Below are 15882 nucleotides of genomic sequence, written 5' to 3'. Positions count from 1 at the left end.
CACCGCCTCCCGCTCCCCGCCGCCCGTCAACGCTTCAGGAACCGCAGATAGAACGCCCCGAAGACCAGGACGATCCCGACGTTCACCATCAGGCGCTCCCAGAAGTGGTGGCGAAAGAAGAGGACGTCCACGCCCACCACGACGGCTACCAGCGCGAGCACGTAGAGCACGACGACCGCCTGCCTACCCATCCTCCCTTTCTACTCCCCGCGGTTGCGGCGGCCGAGCCCCGAGCACGGGGCTCATCGGCGAACCCGGAACGCGCACCGATGAGTTTCCCGCGCCGCGCCGGTCCTAACGCCGGACACCCACGGACGGAAGGCGGCGCCATGCGGAAACTGATCTACGGCATGAACCTGACCCTGGACGGCTACATTGCCGCGGTCGGCGACGACATCGGCTGGAGCGGACCGCCGAGCGACGAACTGTTCCAGTGGTGGCTCGACCAGGAGCAGGCGAGCGGCCTGACGCTGTACGGGCGCAAGCTGTGGCAGACGATGAGCTCCTACTGGCCGACCGGCGACCAGCGGCCCGGCGCCACCCCGGCGGAGATCGCGTTCGCGGAGAACTGGCGGGACACGCCCAAGGTGGTGTTCTCCTCGACGATCGACACGGTCGACTGGAACACCCGCCTGGTCACCGGCGACGCGATCGCCGAGATCACCCGGCTCAAGGCCGAGGACGGCAGTCCCATGACCATCGGCGGCGCAACACTCGCCGCGGCGGCCATGCGCGCCGGGCTGATCGACGAGTACCTGATCGCCACCCACCCGGTCCTGGTGGGCGGCGGCACGCCGTTCTTCACCGCGCTGGACAGCTGGGTGAACCTGAACCTGGTGGAGACGCGGACGCTTCCCGGCGGCGTGGTCATGACCAGGTACGAGACGAGGCGCTGAGCAGCTTCCCGCGCGGCCGGGATCAGGTCTGGGCCATGTCCACGAAGCGGGAGTAGTGGCCCTGGAAGGCCACGGTGATGGTGGCGGTGGGGCCGTTGCGGTGCTTGGCGACGATGAGGTCGGCCTCGCCGGCGCGCGGGGACTCCTTCTCGTAGGCGTCCTCGCGGTGGAGCAGGATGACCATGTCGGCGTCCTGCTCGATGGATCCGGACTCGCGGAGGTCGGAGACCATCGGCTTCTTGTCGGTGCGCTGCTCCGGGCCACGGTTCAGCTGCGAGAGCGCGATCACCGGGACCTCCAGCTCCTTGGCGAGCAGCTTGAGGTTACGGGACATGTCCGAGACCTCCTGCTGCCGCGACTCCGGACGGCGCGAGCCGCCGGACTGCATCAGCTGGAGGTAGTCGATGACGACCAGCCGCAGGTCGTTCCGCTGCTTCAGGCGGCGGCACTTGGCCCGGATCTCCATCATCGACAGGTTCGGCGAGTCGTCGATGTAGAGCGGTGCCTCGGTCACGTCCGACATCCGGCGCGCGACCTTGGTCCAGTCGTCGTCGGTCATCGTGCCCGACCGCATGTGGTGCAGCGCGACGCGCGCCTCCGCCGACAGCAGGCGCATCGCGATCTCGTTGCGCCCCATCTCCAGCGAGAAGATGACGCTGGGCATCTTGTTGGCGATCGAGCAGGCGCGCGCGAAATCCAGCGCGAGCGTGGACTTGCCCATCGCCGGGCGGGCGGCGATGACGATCATCTGGCCCGGGTGCAGGCCGTTGGTGAGGGAGTCGAGGTCGGTGAAGCCGGTCGGTACACCGGACATCTGGCCGCTGCGCGAGCCGATCGCCTCGATCTCGTCGAGCGCGCCCTCCATGATGTCGCTGAGCGGCAGGTAGTCCTCGGAGGTGCGCTGCTCGGTGACCGCGTAGATCTCGGCCTGCGCGTTGTTGACGATGTCGTCGACGTCGCCGTCCGCGGCGTACCCCATCTGGGTGATGCGGGTGCCGGCCTCCACCAGCCGCCGCAGGACGGCGCGTTCGTGGACGATCTCGGCGTAGTACTCGGCGTTGGCGGCGGTGGGCACCGCGTTGACGAGGGTGTGCAGGTACGGGGTGCCGCCGACGCGGGCGATCTCGCCGCGCTTGGTGAGTTCGGCGGACGTGGTGATGGGGTCGGCGGGCTCGCCGCGCGCGTACAGGTCGAGGATCGCGCTGTAGATCGTCTCGTGCGCCGGCCGGTAGAAGTCCTGGCCCTTGAGCACCTCGACGACGTCGGCGATGGCGTCCTTGGACAGCAGCATGCCGCCCAGTACGGACTGCTCGGCGTCCAGGTCCTGCGGCGGGACCCGCTCGAAGCCGCCGCCGCCCTCGGTGAACCGCCCGTCGTCACCAGGCCCTTGGGAGCCCTTCTTGCGGAACTGGCTGACCGGCTGCGGGCCGTCCGGCGGGGAGTCGTGCCACGGGCCGTCCATGGGTTCGGGCTGGCTCATGACCGCCACCTCCCTCCCGTCCGGCCGGTCCGCCGGGACCGCGTGCGTGCCACTCTTTCACGGCACGGCTGATGACAACTGAGCCACCCGACTTCCGTATTCGGCGCGTCGGGGGACGGTCCACGGTAGGCCCCCGGAGGAGTCGCACCAACCTCGTTATCCACAGGGGGTGTGGATGAGCGCGGCATACCTGTGGAGAACTGCCCCCAACCTGTGTACAGCCCTTGGGACAGCGCTGTGGACAAGTGGGTGACTCGCGAGTCAGGTCGCCTCTGACCTGGGAGTTCTTCATCCATAGCCTGTGCAGGAGAAAAACTTTCGCCCCGGGATCAAGATCACGACAAACGACGCGGAGGAGATCACTCTACGCAGTCGAGCGTAATGAGCAGTTTATGCCTGCACCTCTTACCTGTGGACGATTATGCTGATCCTGTGAACGCGGCCACCACCCCCTCGGAACCGTCCCCCGGACCGCCCTCCCCAGCGCCCTCCGCGCCACCGCTGCGCAAGCGGTCGAGGCGCCTTCCCGGCATGCGCTCAGCGGGCCCCGCGCGCTCCGCAGCCGGCCCGGATGCGCCGGCGTCCCCGGGTTCCACGAGCCCGGCCGGACCCGCCGGACCGTCGCGCCACGACCGCGAGATCCTCGCCCTCGCCCTGCCCGCGTTCGGCGCCCTGGTGGCCGAACCGCTCTTCGTCATGGTCGACAGCGCGATCGTCGGCCACCTCGGCACCACCCAGCTCGCCGGGCTCGGCGTCGCCGCCGCGCTGCTGACCACCGCCGTCAACGTCTTCGTCTTCCTCGCCTACGCGACCACTGCCGCCGTCGCCCGCCGGGTCGGCGCCGGGGACCTGACAGCGGCCCTGCGCCAGGGCGTCGACGGCATCTGGCTCGCCCTGCTGCTCGGCGCCGTGGTGGTGGCGGCGGTGCTGCCGGCCGCCGCCGCGCTGGCCGATCTGTCCGGCGCGTCCGCCAACGCGGCCCCGTACGCCACCACGTACCTGCGGATCAGCGCCCTCGGCATCCCCGCGATGCTGGTGGTGCTGGCCGCCACCGGCGTGCTCCGCGGGCTGCAGGACACCCGCACCCCGCTCTTCGTGGCCGTCGGCGGCTTCACCGCCAACGCCGCGCTCAACGTCTCGCTGGTGTACGGGGCCGGCCTGGGCATCGCCGGCTCCGCGTGGGGCACGGTCATCGCCCAGAACGGGATGGCCGCGGTCTACCTGTGGGTGGTGGTGCGCGGCATCCGCCGGCAGGCCGGTGCGCATGCCGGCGCCGCCCGCACGGGCGCGGGCCCTGCCGACTGGCGTGCGCTGCTGCGCCCCGACGCGGCCGGCATCCGCGCCTGCGCCCGGGCCGGTGCACCGCTGCTGGTCAGGACGATCAGCCTGCGGGCGATGCTGCTGCTCGCCACCGCGGTGGCCGCCCGGCTCGGTGACACGGCCATCGCCGCCCACCAGATCACCCTCACCGTCTGGTCGCTGCTGGCGTTCGCGCTCGACGCCATCGCCATCGCGGGCCAGGCCATCATCGGCCGCTACCTCGGCGCGGACGACGCCGCGGGGGCGCGGGCCGCCTGCCGCCGCATGATCGAGTGGGGGGTGGCCTGCGGGGTGGTGCTGGGGCTGCTGGTCGCGCTCGGCCGGCCCCTGATCGGGCCGATCTTCAGCTCCGATCCCGCCGTGCAGCACGCGCTCTCCGCTGCGCTGCTGGTCGTGGCCGTGGGGCTGCCGGTCACCGGGGTGGTGTGCGTGCTCGACGGCGTGCTGATGGGCGCGGGCGACGGGCCCTACCTGGCCTGGTCGATGCTGGTCACCCTGGCGGTCTTCGCCCCGGCCGCGCTGGCCGTGCCCGCCCTGGGCGCCGGCCTGGCGGCCTTGTGGGGAGCGCTGACGCTGATGATGGCCACCCGGCTCGCGGCCCTGTGGCTGCGGACCCGGTCCGGCCGCTGGGTCGTCACCGGCGCCACGCGCTGACCAAGCCACACGCTGACCGGGGCAGCAGGGGCCCGAAGCCCCCACCCCTCGGCCTCGCGGCACAAGCAAGCCCCACAAGCGAGCCGCGCAAGCGAAAGGGCCGGCCCCCCGTTTCCGGGGAGCCGGCCCATGTTCCACGTGGAACAAATGCCGCGTTACGCCGCGACGACCTCGACGTCGAGGACAGCCTCGACCTCGGGGTGCAGGCGCACCGAGACCTTGTGCGCGCCGAGCGTCTTGATCGGCGAACCGACCTCGACACGGCGCTTGTCCACCGCCGGGCCACCCGCGGTCTTGATCGCCGCAGCGATGTCGGCCGGGGTGATGGACCCGAAGAGGCGCCCGGTGTCGCCGGCGCGGGTGCTCAGCTTGACCCTGACGGACTGCAGCTGGGCCTTGACGGCGTTGGCGTCCTCGAGCGAGTGGATCTCGCGGATGCGACGGGCACGGCGGATCTGCTCGACGTCCTTCTCGCCACCCTTGGTCCACGCGATGGCGAAGCCACGCGGGATCAGGTAGTTGCGGGCGTAGCCCGGCTTGACGTCGACGATGTCGCCGGCGGCACCGAGGCCGCTGACCTCGTTGGTGAGGATGATCTTCGACATGTCACCCTCCCTTAGCGAGCGGTCGAGGTGTACGGCAGCAGTGCCATCTCACGGCTGTTCTTCACAGCCGTGGCGACGTCACGCTGGTGCTGGGTGCAGTTGCCGGTCACGCGGCGGGCACGGATCTTGCCGCGGTCGGAAATGAACTTCCGCAGCATGTTGGTGTCCTTGTAGTCCACGTACACGGTCTTGTCCTTGCAGAACGCGCAGACCTTCTTCTTCGGCTTGCGCGGGGGCGGCTTCGCCATCGTGTTTCTCCTATGCGATCAAGAAGTGTGAGGGTCCGCCCTTAGAAGGGCGGCTCGTCCGAGTAGCCGCCTCCGGAGGAACCGGAGCCGCCGCCCCAGTTGCCTCCACCGCCCTGGCCGCCGCCGGCCGGTGCGCTGGTCGCCCACGGGTCGTCGGCGGGAGCGCCGCCGCCCTGGCCGCCGCTGGGACCGCCGCCCCAGTTGCCGCCCTGGCCGCCCTGACCGCCGCCTCCGTAACCGCCGCCCTGCTGGCCGCCACGACCGCCGCCACCACTGGTTTTGGTGACCTTGGCCGTCGCGCTGCGCAGGCTGGCGCCCACCTCGTCGACGTCCAGTTCGTAGACCGTCCGCTTGACGCCGTCACGGTCCTCGTAGGACCGCTGCTTCAGCCGGCCCTGCACGATGACGCGCATGCCCCGCTGGAGCGACTCGGCGACGTTCTCCGCCGCCTGCCGCCAGACCGAGCACGTGAGGAAGAGGCTCTCGCCGTCCTTCCACTCGTTCGTCTGGCGGTCGAAGGTGCGGGGAGTCGACGCGACACGGAACTTCGCGACCGCCGCACCGGACGGCGTGAAGCGCAGTTCGGGGTCGTCGACGAGATTGCCGACGACGGTGATGACGGTCTCGCCTGCCATGGGATGACCTCTCGACTGACTGTGGGCAGTGCTGGTGACTGCTACTCGAAGTCCGGACTAGTGCAGTTCCGGACGGAGGACCTTGGTCCGCAGCACCGACTCGTTCAGGTTGAGCTGACGGTCGAGCTCCTTGATGACCTCAGGCGTGGCCTTGAGGTCGACGACCGAGTAGATGCCCTCGGGCTTCTTGTTGATCTCGTAGGCGAGACGACGACGGCCCCAGGTGTCGACCTTCTCCACGCTGCCGCCGCCGTTGCGGACGACGGACAGGAAGGACTCGATCAGCGGGGAGACAGCGCGCTCCTCGAGATCGGGGTCGAGAATGAGCATGAGCTCGTAGTGACGCATAGTGGAACCCACCTCCTTTGGACTCAGCGGCCACGGCGTTTCCGTGGCAGGAGGGTTTGTGCTTGCGTCGCAACGGTAACGCGGGGCACTGACAACGCGGACGGCTCATCGGGACGCCGCCGGCGGGCCAGTGTCGCCCGAGCCCCACCGATCCGGCTGGCCCCGGGCATCCACGCAGACACCGTCGCAGACCGTACAGACTACCCGGGCTGGTCCCCCGGGTTGAAATCCGGTCCCTAATGCCCGCAATCTGTACACATCGGGTGTGTAGTGCGCTACACCGCGCCACGACTCCGTCACGGAGGTGCCCCATGGCACAGCATGCGGAACGGACCCCTCAGCGAACCCACCACTTCACCTTCAACACCGACGGCCAGCCGCATCCGCTGGAGAACACGCTGGTCGCCGTCACCGTGGTGCTCGGCGTCATCTCGGTGGTCACGGCAGGGTTCCACTTCCTGCACGCGGTCAGCTCCTGGACCGGCCTCGCCGGCATCCTCACCGGCGGCTACGGCCAGTTCATCTCGGCGACCACGGCGGAGCGGTTCGTCCTGGTCATCGCCCTGGGGATGGCCGCACTCGGCTTCTACCTCGGCATCGCGCACGGCGGCCTCTACTAGCCGTCCGGCCGGCACCGGCACGCAGTACCCGGCAGTACCAGTGGTAAGAGAAGGACCCTCGGTCCATGGCTGCGGCGCTCCCTGTGCGCAAGTAGGCTTCGGGCCAGTAAGCCCGCAGTCGTGAGCATGGGGAGCGCCCCGCATGAGCCTGACCCTGAGGACCATCAGCCGCGAGCAGCACCTGGCGTACATCCAGAGCCTGCCGTCGGCGAGCCACTGCCAGGTCCCGGCATGGGCTGATGTGAAGAACGAGTGGCGGTCGGAGAACCTCGGCTGGTTCGATGACAGGACCGGTCAGCTGGTGGGCGCCGGCCTGGTCCTGTACCGGCAGATCCCCAAGGTGAAGCGGTACCTGGCGTACCTGCCCGAGGGCCCGGTGATCAACTGGTACGCGCCGAACCTGGAGGAGTGGCTGCAGCCGATGCTCAGCCACCTGAAGTCCAAGGGCGCCTTCACCGTCAAGATGGGCCCCCCGGTCATCATCCGCAGGTGGGACGCGACCGCGGTCAAGGCCGGCATCGCCGACCCCGACGTCAAGCGCCTGCGGGACGTGGAGGCCACCTTCATCGAGCCGCGCGCCTTCGAGGTCGCCGACCGGCTGCGCCGCATGGGCTGGCAGCAGGGCGAGGACGGCGGCGCGGGCTTCGGCGACGTCCAGCCGCGGTACGTCTACCAGGTCCCGCTGGAGAACCGTTCGCTGGAGGACATCCAGAAGAACTTCAACCAGCTGTGGCGCCGCAACATCAAGAAGGCCGAGAAGGCCGGCGTCCAGGTGGTCCAGGGCGGCTACGACGACCTGCCGGTCTGGCAGCAGCTGTACGAGATCACCGCCGAGCGCGACCACTTCCGGCCGCGCCCGCTGTCGTACTTCCAGCGCATGTGGACCACGCTCAACGGCGAGGACCCGCAGCGGATGCGGCTCTACCTGGCCGTCCACGAGGGCGAGGCCGTCGCGGCGGCCACCATGCTCACGGTCGGCCGCCATGTCTGGTACTCCTACGGCGCCTCCGCGAACCACAAGCGCGAGGTGCGTCCGTCGAACGCGATGCAGTGGCGGATGCTGAGCGACGCGTACCAGATGGGCGCGAGCGTCTACGATCTGCGCGGCATCAGTGACTCCCTGGACGAGACCGACCATCTGTTCGGACTTATCCAGTTCAAGGTGGGCACCGGCGGCCAGGCTGCCGAATACTTGGGCGAGTGGGATTTCCCGCTCAACAAGCTGCTGCACAAGGCGCTCGACATCTACATGTCGCGTCGCTGACCGGCCGACTCGCACAAGGAAGGTCCAGACCAGGCCATGGCGCTCACTCTGTACGTCGACTCCACGCGCTGGCGTGCCCACCATCGCTCCGTGGCCGAGCAGTTCCCGGGCATCGTGCCTGTCTGCAAGGGGAACGGCTACGGCTTCGGCCATGAGCGTCTCGCCGACGAGGCGACGCGGCTCGGCGCCGACATGCTGGCCGTGGGCACGACCTACGAGGCAGCGCGCATCAAGGACTACTTCAGCGGCGACCTGCTGGTCCTCACGCCCTACCGCCTCGGCGAGGAGCCGGTGCCGCTGCCGGACCGGGCGATCCGCTCGGTGTCCTCGGTGGAGGGCGTCCGCGGCCTGGTCGGCGCGCGGGTCGTCATCGAGGTGATGAGCTCGATGCGGCGGCACGGCGTCGCCGAGGACGACCTGGTCAAGCTGCACACCGCGATCGACGACGTCCGGCTGGAGGGCTTCGCCATCCACCTGCCGCTGGACCGCACCGACGGCAGCGACGCGGTGGAGGAGGTCTTCACCTGGATGGAGCGGCTGCGGGCGGCCCGGCTGCCGCTGCACACCCTGTTCGTCAGCCACCTGAAGGCGACCGAGCTGGCCGCGCTGCAGCAGCAGTTCCCGCAGACCCGGTTCCGCGCCAGGATCGGCACCCTGATGTGGCTGGGCGACCACGACGCGACCGAGTACCGCGGCGCGGTGCTCGACGTCACCCGCATCGCCAAGGGCGAGCGCTACGGCTACCGGCAGGAGAAGGCGGCCGCCGACGGGCACCTGGTGGTCGTCGCGGGCGGCACCTCGCACGGGGTGGGCCTGGAGGCGCCGAAGGCGCTGCACGGCCTGATGCCGCGGGCCAAGGGCGTGGCCCGGGCCGGCCTGGCGACCGTCAACCGCAACCTGTCCCCGTTCGTGTGGGCGGGCAAGCAGCGGTGGTTCGCCGAGCCGCCGCACATGCAGGTGTCGATCCTGTTCCTGCCCGGCGACGTGGCCCCGCCCGCCGTGGGCGACGAGCTGGTGGCGCACCTGCGGCACACCACGACGCAGGTCGACCGGGTCGTGGACCGGCAGCCCGCCTGACCCGCACCTCGGGTCCGCAGGACCTCATGTGTAAGGCCCGCCATCCTCTGATGGCGGGCCTTACATGTGCTGACTCAGGGGGGCGCCATCAGGCGGCGTGCGCGGCGTGCTTGGGCTCGTGCGGCGCCGGGCCGAGCACGAACACGTCCTGAGCGCCGTCCAGCACGCCGCCCGCCGGGTCGTCCGAGCCGTCCTGCCGCAGCACGTCGTGCTGCGGCAGGAGGATGTCCCGCACAACCATGGCGCACAGGTACAGCACGCCCAGCAGGTGCACGGCGATGGCCAGGTGGTAGGCGTCGGCGGTCAGGCCGTGGTGCTTGGTGCCGGTGACGTACGCCAGCCGCATCCAGATGCCGAGGAAGTAGAGCACCTCGGCGCCCTGCCAGATCAGCAGGTCGCGCCAGCGCGGCCGGGCCAGCACCGCCAGCGGGAGCAGCCAGAGCACGTACTGCGGCGAGTAGACCTTGTTGCTCAGCACCAGCGCGGCCACCACCAGGAAGGCCAGCTGGCCGATCCGCGGGCGGCGCGGCGCGTACAGGGCCAGCGCCGCCACCCCCGCGCACAGCAGCAGCATGACCGCCGTGGCGTAGGCGTTGACGCCGTCGAGCGGGTTGCCGGCGCGCTCGGCGATGATCAGCCACAGCGACCCGTAGTCCGTGGGCCGGGTCCGGCTGAAGGTGTAGAACTCCGCCCAGCCGTGCGGCGCGAGCAGCATCACCGGCACGTTGACCACCAGCCAGGCGGCGATCGCCGCGCCCAGCGCGGCGCCGAACGAGCGCAGCCGTCCGGCCCGCAGGCACAGCACGAACAGGGCGAGCAGCAGCAGGACGGGGTAGAGCTTGGCGGCGGTGGCCAGCCCGATCAGCACACCGGCGGCCGCCGGCCGGCTGCGGGCCCAGCACATCATCCCGGCGGCGGCCAGGGCGACCGCGAACAGGTCCCAGTTGATCGTCGCGGTCAGCGCCAGCGCGGGGGACAGGGCGACGAACAGTCCGTCCCAGGGCCGCCGCTTGTTGGTCCGCGCCAGGCACACCACCAGCACCACCGCGCACACCATCAGCATCGCGGAGTTGGCGATCCAGTACGCCTGTGCGCTGTGCTGGGGCGAGCCGTGCGGGGTCACCCAGGAGGCGACCTCCATGAACAGGCCGGTCAGCACCGGGTACTCGAGGTAGTGCAGGGTCCCGGACCCGCTGACGGTGTCGGGGATGCGGTCGAAGTACGGCACCAGGTCCGAGGCGAAGCCGCGCTGCGCGTACAGGTGCGGGATGTCGGAGTAGCAGGCGTGGATGTACTGCGGGTCGCCGGCCTTGAACCAGGCCGAGGAGTAGCAGGACGCCTTCTGGGCCATGCCGAGCGCGAACATGCCGATGACGACCAGCACCATCACCCGCAGCGGGTTCCACCAGCGGTGCCCGCCGGTGGCGGCCCGCCGGCCGACCGGGCCGCCGATGATCTCGCTGCCCGACGCGGCCACCGGGTCCTCGTCGGTGGGGCGCACCGGGACCTCTCGCCGGTCGTCCTCTTCGCGGTAGCGCACGCTCGTCATGGCGCCATCCTGCCGTACCGGGCTGTGTACGCGAGAGCCCCTGCGACGACGATTCGTCGCAGGGGCTCCACCGTGCCGCGCGGGCTGTGCCGAGTGGCGTCGGTCAGCCGCCCGGGCCCTTGGTGTGCTTCGTGGGCGGACCGTTGCCCGGTGTGGTGCTGGTGCCGGTCGGTGTCGGCGATCCGGTGTTGTTGCAGTTGGTATCCCACGGGAAGCACGGCGTCGTCGGCGTGTCGCTCGGCGTGGGGTTGGTCGGCGGCGTCCAGGACGGGCTGGTCGGCGGCGTCGTGGGCGGCGTGGTCATCGGCGTGGTGACCGGGGCCGTCGGCGTGGTGGCGGTCGGGGGCGGCGTCGGGCTCTTGACGTTGCCGTAGACCACTTCGCCGACGTCACCGGACGGCTTCTCGAACGCGGTCTGCGGCTGGCCCTTGAGCGCCACGCTCATGTAGTCCTTCCAGATCTGCGCCGGGAAGGAGTTACCGTGGATCTTCGCCGCGCCACCCGTTCCGTACATCTTCAGGAAGGGGTTGTTGAGCGCCTTGCCGGTCTTCTTGTCGATGTGCGTCTGGTCGTCGCGCCGGTACATCACGATCGACGTGGACAGCTGCGGGGTGTAGCCGTCGAACCAGGCCGACTTGTTGTCGTCGGTGGTACCGGTCTTGCCGGCCGCGGGCCGCCCGTCGGGCAGCTGGGCCGTGGTACCGGTGCCCTTCTTGATCACGTCGGTGAGCATCCCGGTGATCGTGTCGGCGACGTTGGCGTCGAAGGCCACCTTGGTCTTCGCCTTGTGCTGGTAGACGTTCTCGCCCTGGTGCAGCACCTTCGACACCGAGTACGGGTCGTTCTGCTCCCCGTGGTTGTCGAAGGTCGCGTACGCCCCGGCCATCCGGATCGCGCTGGGCGACGAGGTGCCGATGGAGTACGTGGCGCTGTTCTTGTAGTCCTTCAGCGCGTTCGACGCGCTGGGGACCAGGCCGGCCTTGAGCGCGGCCTGGTACACCCTGTCCGTGCCCACGTCCACGCCGAGCTGGACGAAGGGGGCGTTGAGCGACTTGTCGAGGGCCTCGCGCAGGGTGACCCGCGGCAGGTTGTCGCCGTCGTCGTTGGGCTGGAACCACGGCTGGCCGTCGTTGTTGAGCCACGGCTTGCCGTTGTAGTCCATGATCTGCTGCTTGTTCTTACCGCTGAACACGCTGTCCGGCGAGACCTTCTGCCGGCTGTCGTCGCTCTGGTCCGCCCCGAGTTTGGGGTCGCGGACACCGTCGGTCATCGCCGCGGCGAGCACGAAGGGCTTGAAGGTCGATCCGACCTGCGCACCGGTCTCGTCCGCGTTGTTGGTGAAGTGCTTCGTGTAGTCCGTGCCGCCGTAGATGGCCTCGATGGCGCCGTCCTTGGGGTTGACGGACGCACCGCCGAACTGCACGAACTTGTCGACGTCCTCACCGTTGTCCATGTGGGTGCCGCCGGGCTTGATGTACTGCTTCTGCACCTTCTTCACTGCGGCTTCCAGGGCATCCACCTTGGGCTTCTGGAAGGTGGTGTAGATCTGGTAACCGCCCTGGGTGAGCTGGTCGTCGGTGAGCACCTTGTTGTTCAGCACGTAGTGCTTGGCCAGCTCGACCAGGTAGCCGATCTGCCCCGCCATCTGCGCGTTCTTCTTCGGCGCCTGCGGCATCGGGTACGCGGTGATCTTCGCCCGGTCGGCCGCCGTCATCTTCCCGTCCTTGACCTCCTGGTCGAGGATCCAGGCCCAGCGCTCCTTGGAGTTCTTCAGGTTGTTCGCCGGAGTGGCCGTCGGGTCGACGTCCGTGTTGCCGGCCGGGTCGAAGTACGTGGGGCCCTTGAGGAGCGCGGCGAGGAAGGCGCACTGGCTGGGCTTGAGCTGGATGGCGTTGACGCCGTAGTACGTGCGGGCCGCGGCCTGGATGCCGTAGGCGCCGCGGCCGAAGTAGGAGGTGTTCAGGTAGCCGGCCATGATGTCGGACTTCTTCATGGTCGCGCCGACCTTTATGGAGATGAACAGCTCCTTGAACTTGCGGCTGAACGTCTGCTGCTGGTCGAGCCGGGTGTTCTTCACGTACTGCTGGGTGATCGTCGAACCGCCCTGGGTCTCACCCCCGCGGGCCATGTTGTAGATGGCGCGGGTGATGCCCATCGGGTCGACGCCCTTGTCCGACCAGAACGTCTTGTTCTCGGCCGAGACCACCGCGTCCTGCATGGCCTTGGGGATCTCGTCGATCGTGATGATCTGGCGGTTGACGCTGTTCTCGCCGCCGGTGGCGATCATCGGGGTGCCGTCGGCCCAGTAGTAGACGTTGTTCTGCGCCTTGGCCGCCAGGTTGACGTCGGGGACGCTCACCATGGCGTAGGCGACACCGATCACGCCGACGAGCGCACCGAAGAAGCCGATGCACACGGCCGTCACCTGGCGCCAGGACGGCATCCAGTGACGCCAGCCGTCCTTGTCGAAGCGCGGGTAGTCGATGAACCGTTTCTTGCCGGGCCGCCGCGCGGGTCCTCGCCCGGCTCTGCCCGCCGGCCCCCGCGATCCGGGGCCCGAGGGGTTCGCGGCCCGTCGTCGGCCGCCGCCGCGGTCCTGGGCGGCCCGCCGCGCCGCGGCGCGCCCCTGGTAGGGCTCCTCCTCGGGGCGGGGGCCGCTGGGGGATCCAGCGGGTGTGCCGCTGGGTCCACCGAGTGGGGGGCCGCCTGCGGCGCGCCGGCCGCCGGAGGGAGGGGGCGCCGGCTGCTGTCCCCCGCGCCGGGCGGCAGCGCGGCCGCCGCCGGGGGGCGGCGACTGCGGCGGCTTGCGACGGTGCTCGCTCATGAACAGCTACTCCTCGACAGGCGGGATCGCCTGAAGGCTTCGGTGACAGTCGATCGGGTCCCCCTGCGTGCGACCGTGTCAAGTCGCACCGCACCAAGGATCAGGACGCCTCCCGGCGTCCGGAGGTTCCCGGCGCTCTGCATGGCGAACAGAGTACGCACGCGCAAAAGATCCACGATCCGAAGATCCGGCACATATCGGGCGGGCGACGGGTCACAGGTTTGAGGATGTGACACCGGTCACCAAGCCGCGCCTTGCGCGATGTCTCACTCCGTTCTATCGTCGCGATGTATCGACTCGATACATCGAGTCGAGACGGTCTGGGAAGAACATGCTGAACACGCTCACCAGGCCGGGGCGAGCGCCAGCAGGCAGCTCGATACGTGAACGAGGAGACGATGGGATCGCAGCATTGAGCAAGCGCTCCGGAATCCTCGAGTTCGCGGTTCTCGGTCTGCTGCGCGAGTCCCCGATGCACGGTTATGAGCTGCGCAAGCGGCTCAACACCTCGCTCGGAGTGTTCCGCGCCTTCAGTTACGGGACGCTGTACCCCTGCCTGAAGACGCTGGTCACCCAGGGGTGGCTGATCGAGGAGACGGCCGCGGACATCGATCCGCACGCCGCCCCCCTGGCCGGCCGCCGGGCGAAGATCGTCTACCGGCTGACGGCCGCGGGCAAGGAGCACTTCGAGGAGCTCCTGGCCCACTCCGGCCCCGACGCCTGGGAGGACGAGCACTTCGCTGCTCGTTTCGCCTTCTTCGGCCAGACGTCGAAGGACGTCAGGATGCGCGTCCTCGAAGGGCGGCGCACCCGCCTGGAGGAACGCCTGGAGAAGATGCGCGCCTCGCTGGCGCGCACCCGCGAGCGGCTCGACGACTACACGCTCGAGTTGCAGCGGCACGGCATGGAATCGGTGGAGCGCGAGGTCCGCTGGCTCAACGAGCTGATCGAGACCGAACGGTCCGGACGCACCGAGCGGACGGCCACCGGGCGGGACGACAACGACAACAACCAAGAGAACGGCGGCCGACCCGGGGACCGGGGAACCGCGTGACGATTTCACAAGGAGCAACCGGTATGGGTTCGGTTCGCGTAGCCATCGTTGGCGTCGGCAACTGTGCCACGTCGCTGGTGCAGGGTGTCGAGTACTACAAGGACGCCGACCCGGACAGCAAGGTGCCTGGTCTCATGCACGTGCAGTTCGGCGACTACCACGTGCGTGACGTCGAGTTCGTGGCCGCCTTCGATGTCGACGCGAAGAAGGTCGGCCTCGACCTGGCGGACGCCATCGGCGCCAGCGAGAACAACACCATCAAGATCGCCGACGTGCCGCAGACCGGCGTGACCGTTCAGCGCGGCCACACCCTCGACGGCCTCGGCAAGTACTACCGCGAGACGATCGAGGAGTCCCCCGAGACCCCGGTCGACGTGGTCCAGATCCTCAAGGACCGCAAGGTCGACGTCCTGGTCTGCTACCTGCCGGTCGGCTCCGAGGGGGCGGCGAAGTTCTACGCCCAGTGCGCCATCGACGCCAAGGTCGCGTTCGTCAACGCCCTCCCGGTCTTCATCGCCGGCACCAAGGAGTGGGCGGACAAGTTCACCGAGGCCGGTGTGCCGATCGTCGGCGACGACATCAAGTCCCAGGTGGGCGCCACCATCACGCACCGCGTGCTGGCGAAGCTCTTCGAGGACCGCGGTGTCATCCTCGAGCGCACCATGCAGCTGAACGTCGGCGGCAACATGGACTTCAAGAACATGCTCGAGCGCGAGCGCCTGGAGTCCAAGAAGATCTCCAAGACGCAGGCCGTCACCTCGCAGATCCCGGACCGCGAGCTGGGCGCCAAGAACGTCCACATCGGCCCGTCCGACTACGTGGCCTGGCTCGACGACCGCAAGTGGGCCTACGTCCGCCTCGAGGGCCGTGCGTTCGGCGACGTCCCGCTGAACCTGGAGTACAAGCTGGAGGTCTGGGACTCCCCGAACTCCGCGGGTGTCATCATCGACGCGGTGCGCGCGGCGAAGATCGCCAAGGACCGCGGCATCGGCGGCCCGATCCTGTCGGCGTCCTCGTACTTCATGAAGTCCCCGCCGGTCCAGTACTTCGACGACGAGGCCCGCGAGGCCGTCGAGAAGTTCATCCGCGGCGAGGTCGAGCGCTGAACCGGTCGCCCGACCGCTCACCGCACCTCCAGTAGTACCGGTCGCTGACCGGACCGTCGTTTGCGACGGAGAACCGCCGGCGGGGGGGGGCGGGGGGGGGGGCGGGGGCCCCCCCCCGCGGCCCGGGGGGGGGGGGAGAGGTTTTGGGGGACGAACGCGGCGGGGTGGGGGGGGCCAATATTCGCGGGGGGGGGCGGTACCC

The 15882-nt window shown here is 69.5% G+C and carries 15 protein-coding genes; 7 read left to right on the top strand and 8 right to left on the bottom strand.

Annotated elements, in window-relative coordinates:
* Nucleotides 1–26: 26 nt before the first annotated feature.
* Nucleotides 27–191, bottom strand: a complete 165-nt coding sequence (locus ACH4TG_RS04940; RefSeq protein ID WP_398240737.1) for a hypothetical protein — start codon at nucleotides 189–191, stop codon at nucleotides 27–29.
* Nucleotides 192–329: 138 nt separating this feature from the next.
* On the opposite strand from ACH4TG_RS04940, the gene ACH4TG_RS04935 reads away from it, so the two are divergent.
* Nucleotides 330–896 carry a dihydrofolate reductase family protein gene (locus ACH4TG_RS04935; RefSeq protein WP_398240736.1) on the top strand — a complete coding sequence of 189 codons (567 nt, stop codon included), beginning with the start codon at nucleotides 330–332 and terminating at the stop codon, nucleotides 894–896.
* A 22-nt stretch (nucleotides 897–918) separates the two neighbouring features.
* On the opposite strand, the gene dnaB is transcribed toward ACH4TG_RS04935, so the two are convergent.
* Nucleotides 919–2376: a replicative DNA helicase gene (gene dnaB / locus ACH4TG_RS04930; protein ID WP_398240735.1), complete on the bottom strand. Its 1458-nt coding sequence runs from the start codon at nucleotides 2374–2376 to the stop codon at nucleotides 919–921.
* Between the two features lie 531 nt (nucleotides 2377–2907).
* Between dnaB and ACH4TG_RS04925 the strand changes: the two genes are divergently transcribed.
* Nucleotides 2908–4350, top strand: a complete 1443-nt coding sequence (locus ACH4TG_RS04925; protein ID WP_398240734.1) for an MATE family efflux transporter — start codon at nucleotides 2908–2910, stop codon at nucleotides 4348–4350.
* A 155-nt stretch (nucleotides 4351–4505) separates the two neighbouring features.
* Here the strand turns inward: ACH4TG_RS04925 and rplI are convergent, their stop codons facing one another.
* Genes rplI through rpsF form a run of 4 tightly spaced genes read right to left on the bottom strand, consistent with a single transcriptional unit; the run spans nucleotide 4506 to nucleotide 6186 of the window.
* A complete protein-coding gene (gene rplI, locus ACH4TG_RS04920) occupies nucleotides 4506–4955 on the bottom strand; it encodes a 50S ribosomal protein L9 (protein ID WP_398240733.1) in 450 nt (149 codons plus the stop codon).
* 11 nt (nucleotides 4956–4966) lie between these two features.
* Nucleotides 4967–5203 (bottom strand): 30S ribosomal protein S18, encoded by a 237-nt coding sequence (gene rpsR / locus ACH4TG_RS04915; protein WP_031512678.1) that lies wholly within the window; start codon nucleotides 5201–5203, stop codon nucleotides 4967–4969.
* Nucleotides 5204–5244: 41 nt separating this feature from the next.
* A complete protein-coding gene (locus tag ACH4TG_RS04910; protein ID WP_398240732.1) occupies nucleotides 5245–5838 on the bottom strand; it encodes a single-stranded DNA-binding protein in 594 nt (197 codons plus the stop codon).
* A gap of 57 nt (nucleotides 5839–5895) precedes the next feature.
* Nucleotides 5896–6186, bottom strand: coding sequence for a 30S ribosomal protein S6 (gene rpsF / locus ACH4TG_RS04905; protein ID WP_398240731.1), 291 nt, complete (start codon nucleotides 6184–6186; stop codon nucleotides 5896–5898).
* 311 nt (nucleotides 6187–6497) lie between these two features.
* On the opposite strand from rpsF, the gene ACH4TG_RS04900 reads away from it, so the two are divergent.
* The 3 genes from ACH4TG_RS04900 to ACH4TG_RS04890 all read left to right on the top strand — a co-directional run bounded on the left by ACH4TG_RS04900 (nucleotide 6498) and on the right by ACH4TG_RS04890 (nucleotide 9147).
* Nucleotides 6498–6806, top strand: a complete 309-nt coding sequence (locus ACH4TG_RS04900; protein WP_398240730.1) for a hypothetical protein — start codon at nucleotides 6498–6500, stop codon at nucleotides 6804–6806.
* Nucleotides 6807–6948: 142 nt separating this feature from the next.
* A complete protein-coding gene (locus ACH4TG_RS04895) occupies nucleotides 6949–8070 on the top strand; it encodes a lipid II:glycine glycyltransferase FemX (RefSeq protein ID WP_398240729.1) in 1122 nt (373 codons plus the stop codon).
* Between the two features lie 36 nt (nucleotides 8071–8106).
* Complete coding sequence (locus ACH4TG_RS04890) at nucleotides 8107–9147, top strand: alanine racemase (RefSeq protein ID WP_398240728.1); 1041 nt, start codon at nucleotides 8107–8109, stop codon at nucleotides 9145–9147.
* 88 nt (nucleotides 9148–9235) lie between these two features.
* Here ACH4TG_RS04890 and ACH4TG_RS04885 read toward each other — a convergent pair whose 3' ends face one another.
* Nucleotides 9236–10696, bottom strand: a complete 1461-nt coding sequence (locus tag ACH4TG_RS04885) for a glycosyltransferase family 87 protein (protein ID WP_398240727.1) — start codon at nucleotides 10694–10696, stop codon at nucleotides 9236–9238.
* Nucleotides 10697–10799: 103 nt separating this feature from the next.
* Nucleotides 10800–13139, bottom strand: a complete 2340-nt coding sequence (locus ACH4TG_RS04880; protein ID WP_398240726.1) for a transglycosylase domain-containing protein — start codon at nucleotides 13137–13139, stop codon at nucleotides 10800–10802.
* A gap of 793 nt (nucleotides 13140–13932) precedes the next feature.
* Between ACH4TG_RS04880 and ACH4TG_RS04875 the strand changes: the two genes are divergently transcribed.
* Together ACH4TG_RS04875 and ACH4TG_RS04870 are read left to right on the top strand one after the other, a co-directional pair.
* On the top strand, nucleotides 13933–14574 hold the full coding sequence (locus tag ACH4TG_RS04875; protein ID WP_398240725.1) for a helix-turn-helix transcriptional regulator: 642 nt from the start codon (nucleotides 13933–13935) through the stop codon (nucleotides 14572–14574).
* A 23-nt stretch (nucleotides 14575–14597) separates the two neighbouring features.
* Complete coding sequence (locus ACH4TG_RS04870) at nucleotides 14598–15680, top strand: inositol-3-phosphate synthase (RefSeq protein ID WP_398240724.1); 1083 nt, start codon at nucleotides 14598–14600, stop codon at nucleotides 15678–15680.
* The last annotated feature ends 202 nt before the right edge of the window (nucleotides 15681–15882 follow it).

It is taken from the genome of Streptomyces sp. NPDC020917, assembly GCF_044333795.1.
GTDB lineage: Bacteria > Actinomycetota > Actinomycetes > Streptomycetales > Streptomycetaceae > Actinacidiphila.
Note: the sequence above shows the minus strand (reverse complement) of the source record. Positions and strands in the feature narration are given on the sequence as shown.

Coding starts and splice junctions, on each gene's coding strand:
- ACH4TG_RS04900 (WP_398240730.1), top strand. CDS start 6,498: ATGGCACAGCATGCGGAACGGACCCCTCAGCGAACCCACCACTTCACC.
- ACH4TG_RS04925 (WP_398240734.1), top strand. CDS start 2,908: ATGCGCTCAGCGGGCCCCGCGCGCTCCGCAGCCGGCCCGGATGCGCCG.
- ACH4TG_RS04870 (WP_398240724.1), top strand. CDS start 14,598: ATGGGTTCGGTTCGCGTAGCCATCGTTGGCGTCGGCAACTGTGCCACG.
- rpsR (WP_031512678.1), bottom strand. CDS start 5,203: ATGGCGAAGCCGCCCCCGCGCAAGCCGAAGAAGAAGGTCTGCGCGTTC.
- dnaB (WP_398240735.1), bottom strand. CDS start 2,376: ATGAGCCAGCCCGAACCCATGGACGGCCCGTGGCACGACTCCCCGCCG.
- ACH4TG_RS04910 (WP_398240732.1), bottom strand. CDS start 5,838: ATGGCAGGCGAGACCGTCATCACCGTCGTCGGCAATCTCGTCGACGAC.
- ACH4TG_RS04940 (WP_398240737.1), bottom strand. CDS start 191: ATGGGTAGGCAGGCGGTCGTCGTGCTCTACGTGCTCGCGCTGGTAGCC.
- ACH4TG_RS04880 (WP_398240726.1), bottom strand. CDS start 13,139: ATGCCGTCCTGGCGCCAGGTGACGGCCGTGTGCATCGGCTTCTTCGGT.
- rplI (WP_398240733.1), bottom strand. CDS start 4,955: ATGTCGAAGATCATCCTCACCAACGAGGTCAGCGGCCTCGGTGCCGCC.
- rpsF (WP_398240731.1), bottom strand. CDS start 6,186: ATGCGTCACTACGAGCTCATGCTCATTCTCGACCCCGATCTCGAGGAG.
- ACH4TG_RS04895 (WP_398240729.1), top strand. CDS start 6,949: ATGAGCCTGACCCTGAGGACCATCAGCCGCGAGCAGCACCTGGCGTAC.
- ACH4TG_RS04935 (WP_398240736.1), top strand. CDS start 330: ATGCGGAAACTGATCTACGGCATGAACCTGACCCTGGACGGCTACATT.
- ACH4TG_RS04890 (WP_398240728.1), top strand. CDS start 8,107: ATGGCGCTCACTCTGTACGTCGACTCCACGCGCTGGCGTGCCCACCAT.
- ACH4TG_RS04885 (WP_398240727.1), bottom strand. CDS start 10,696: ATGACGAGCGTGCGCTACCGCGAAGAGGACGACCGGCGAGAGGTCCCG.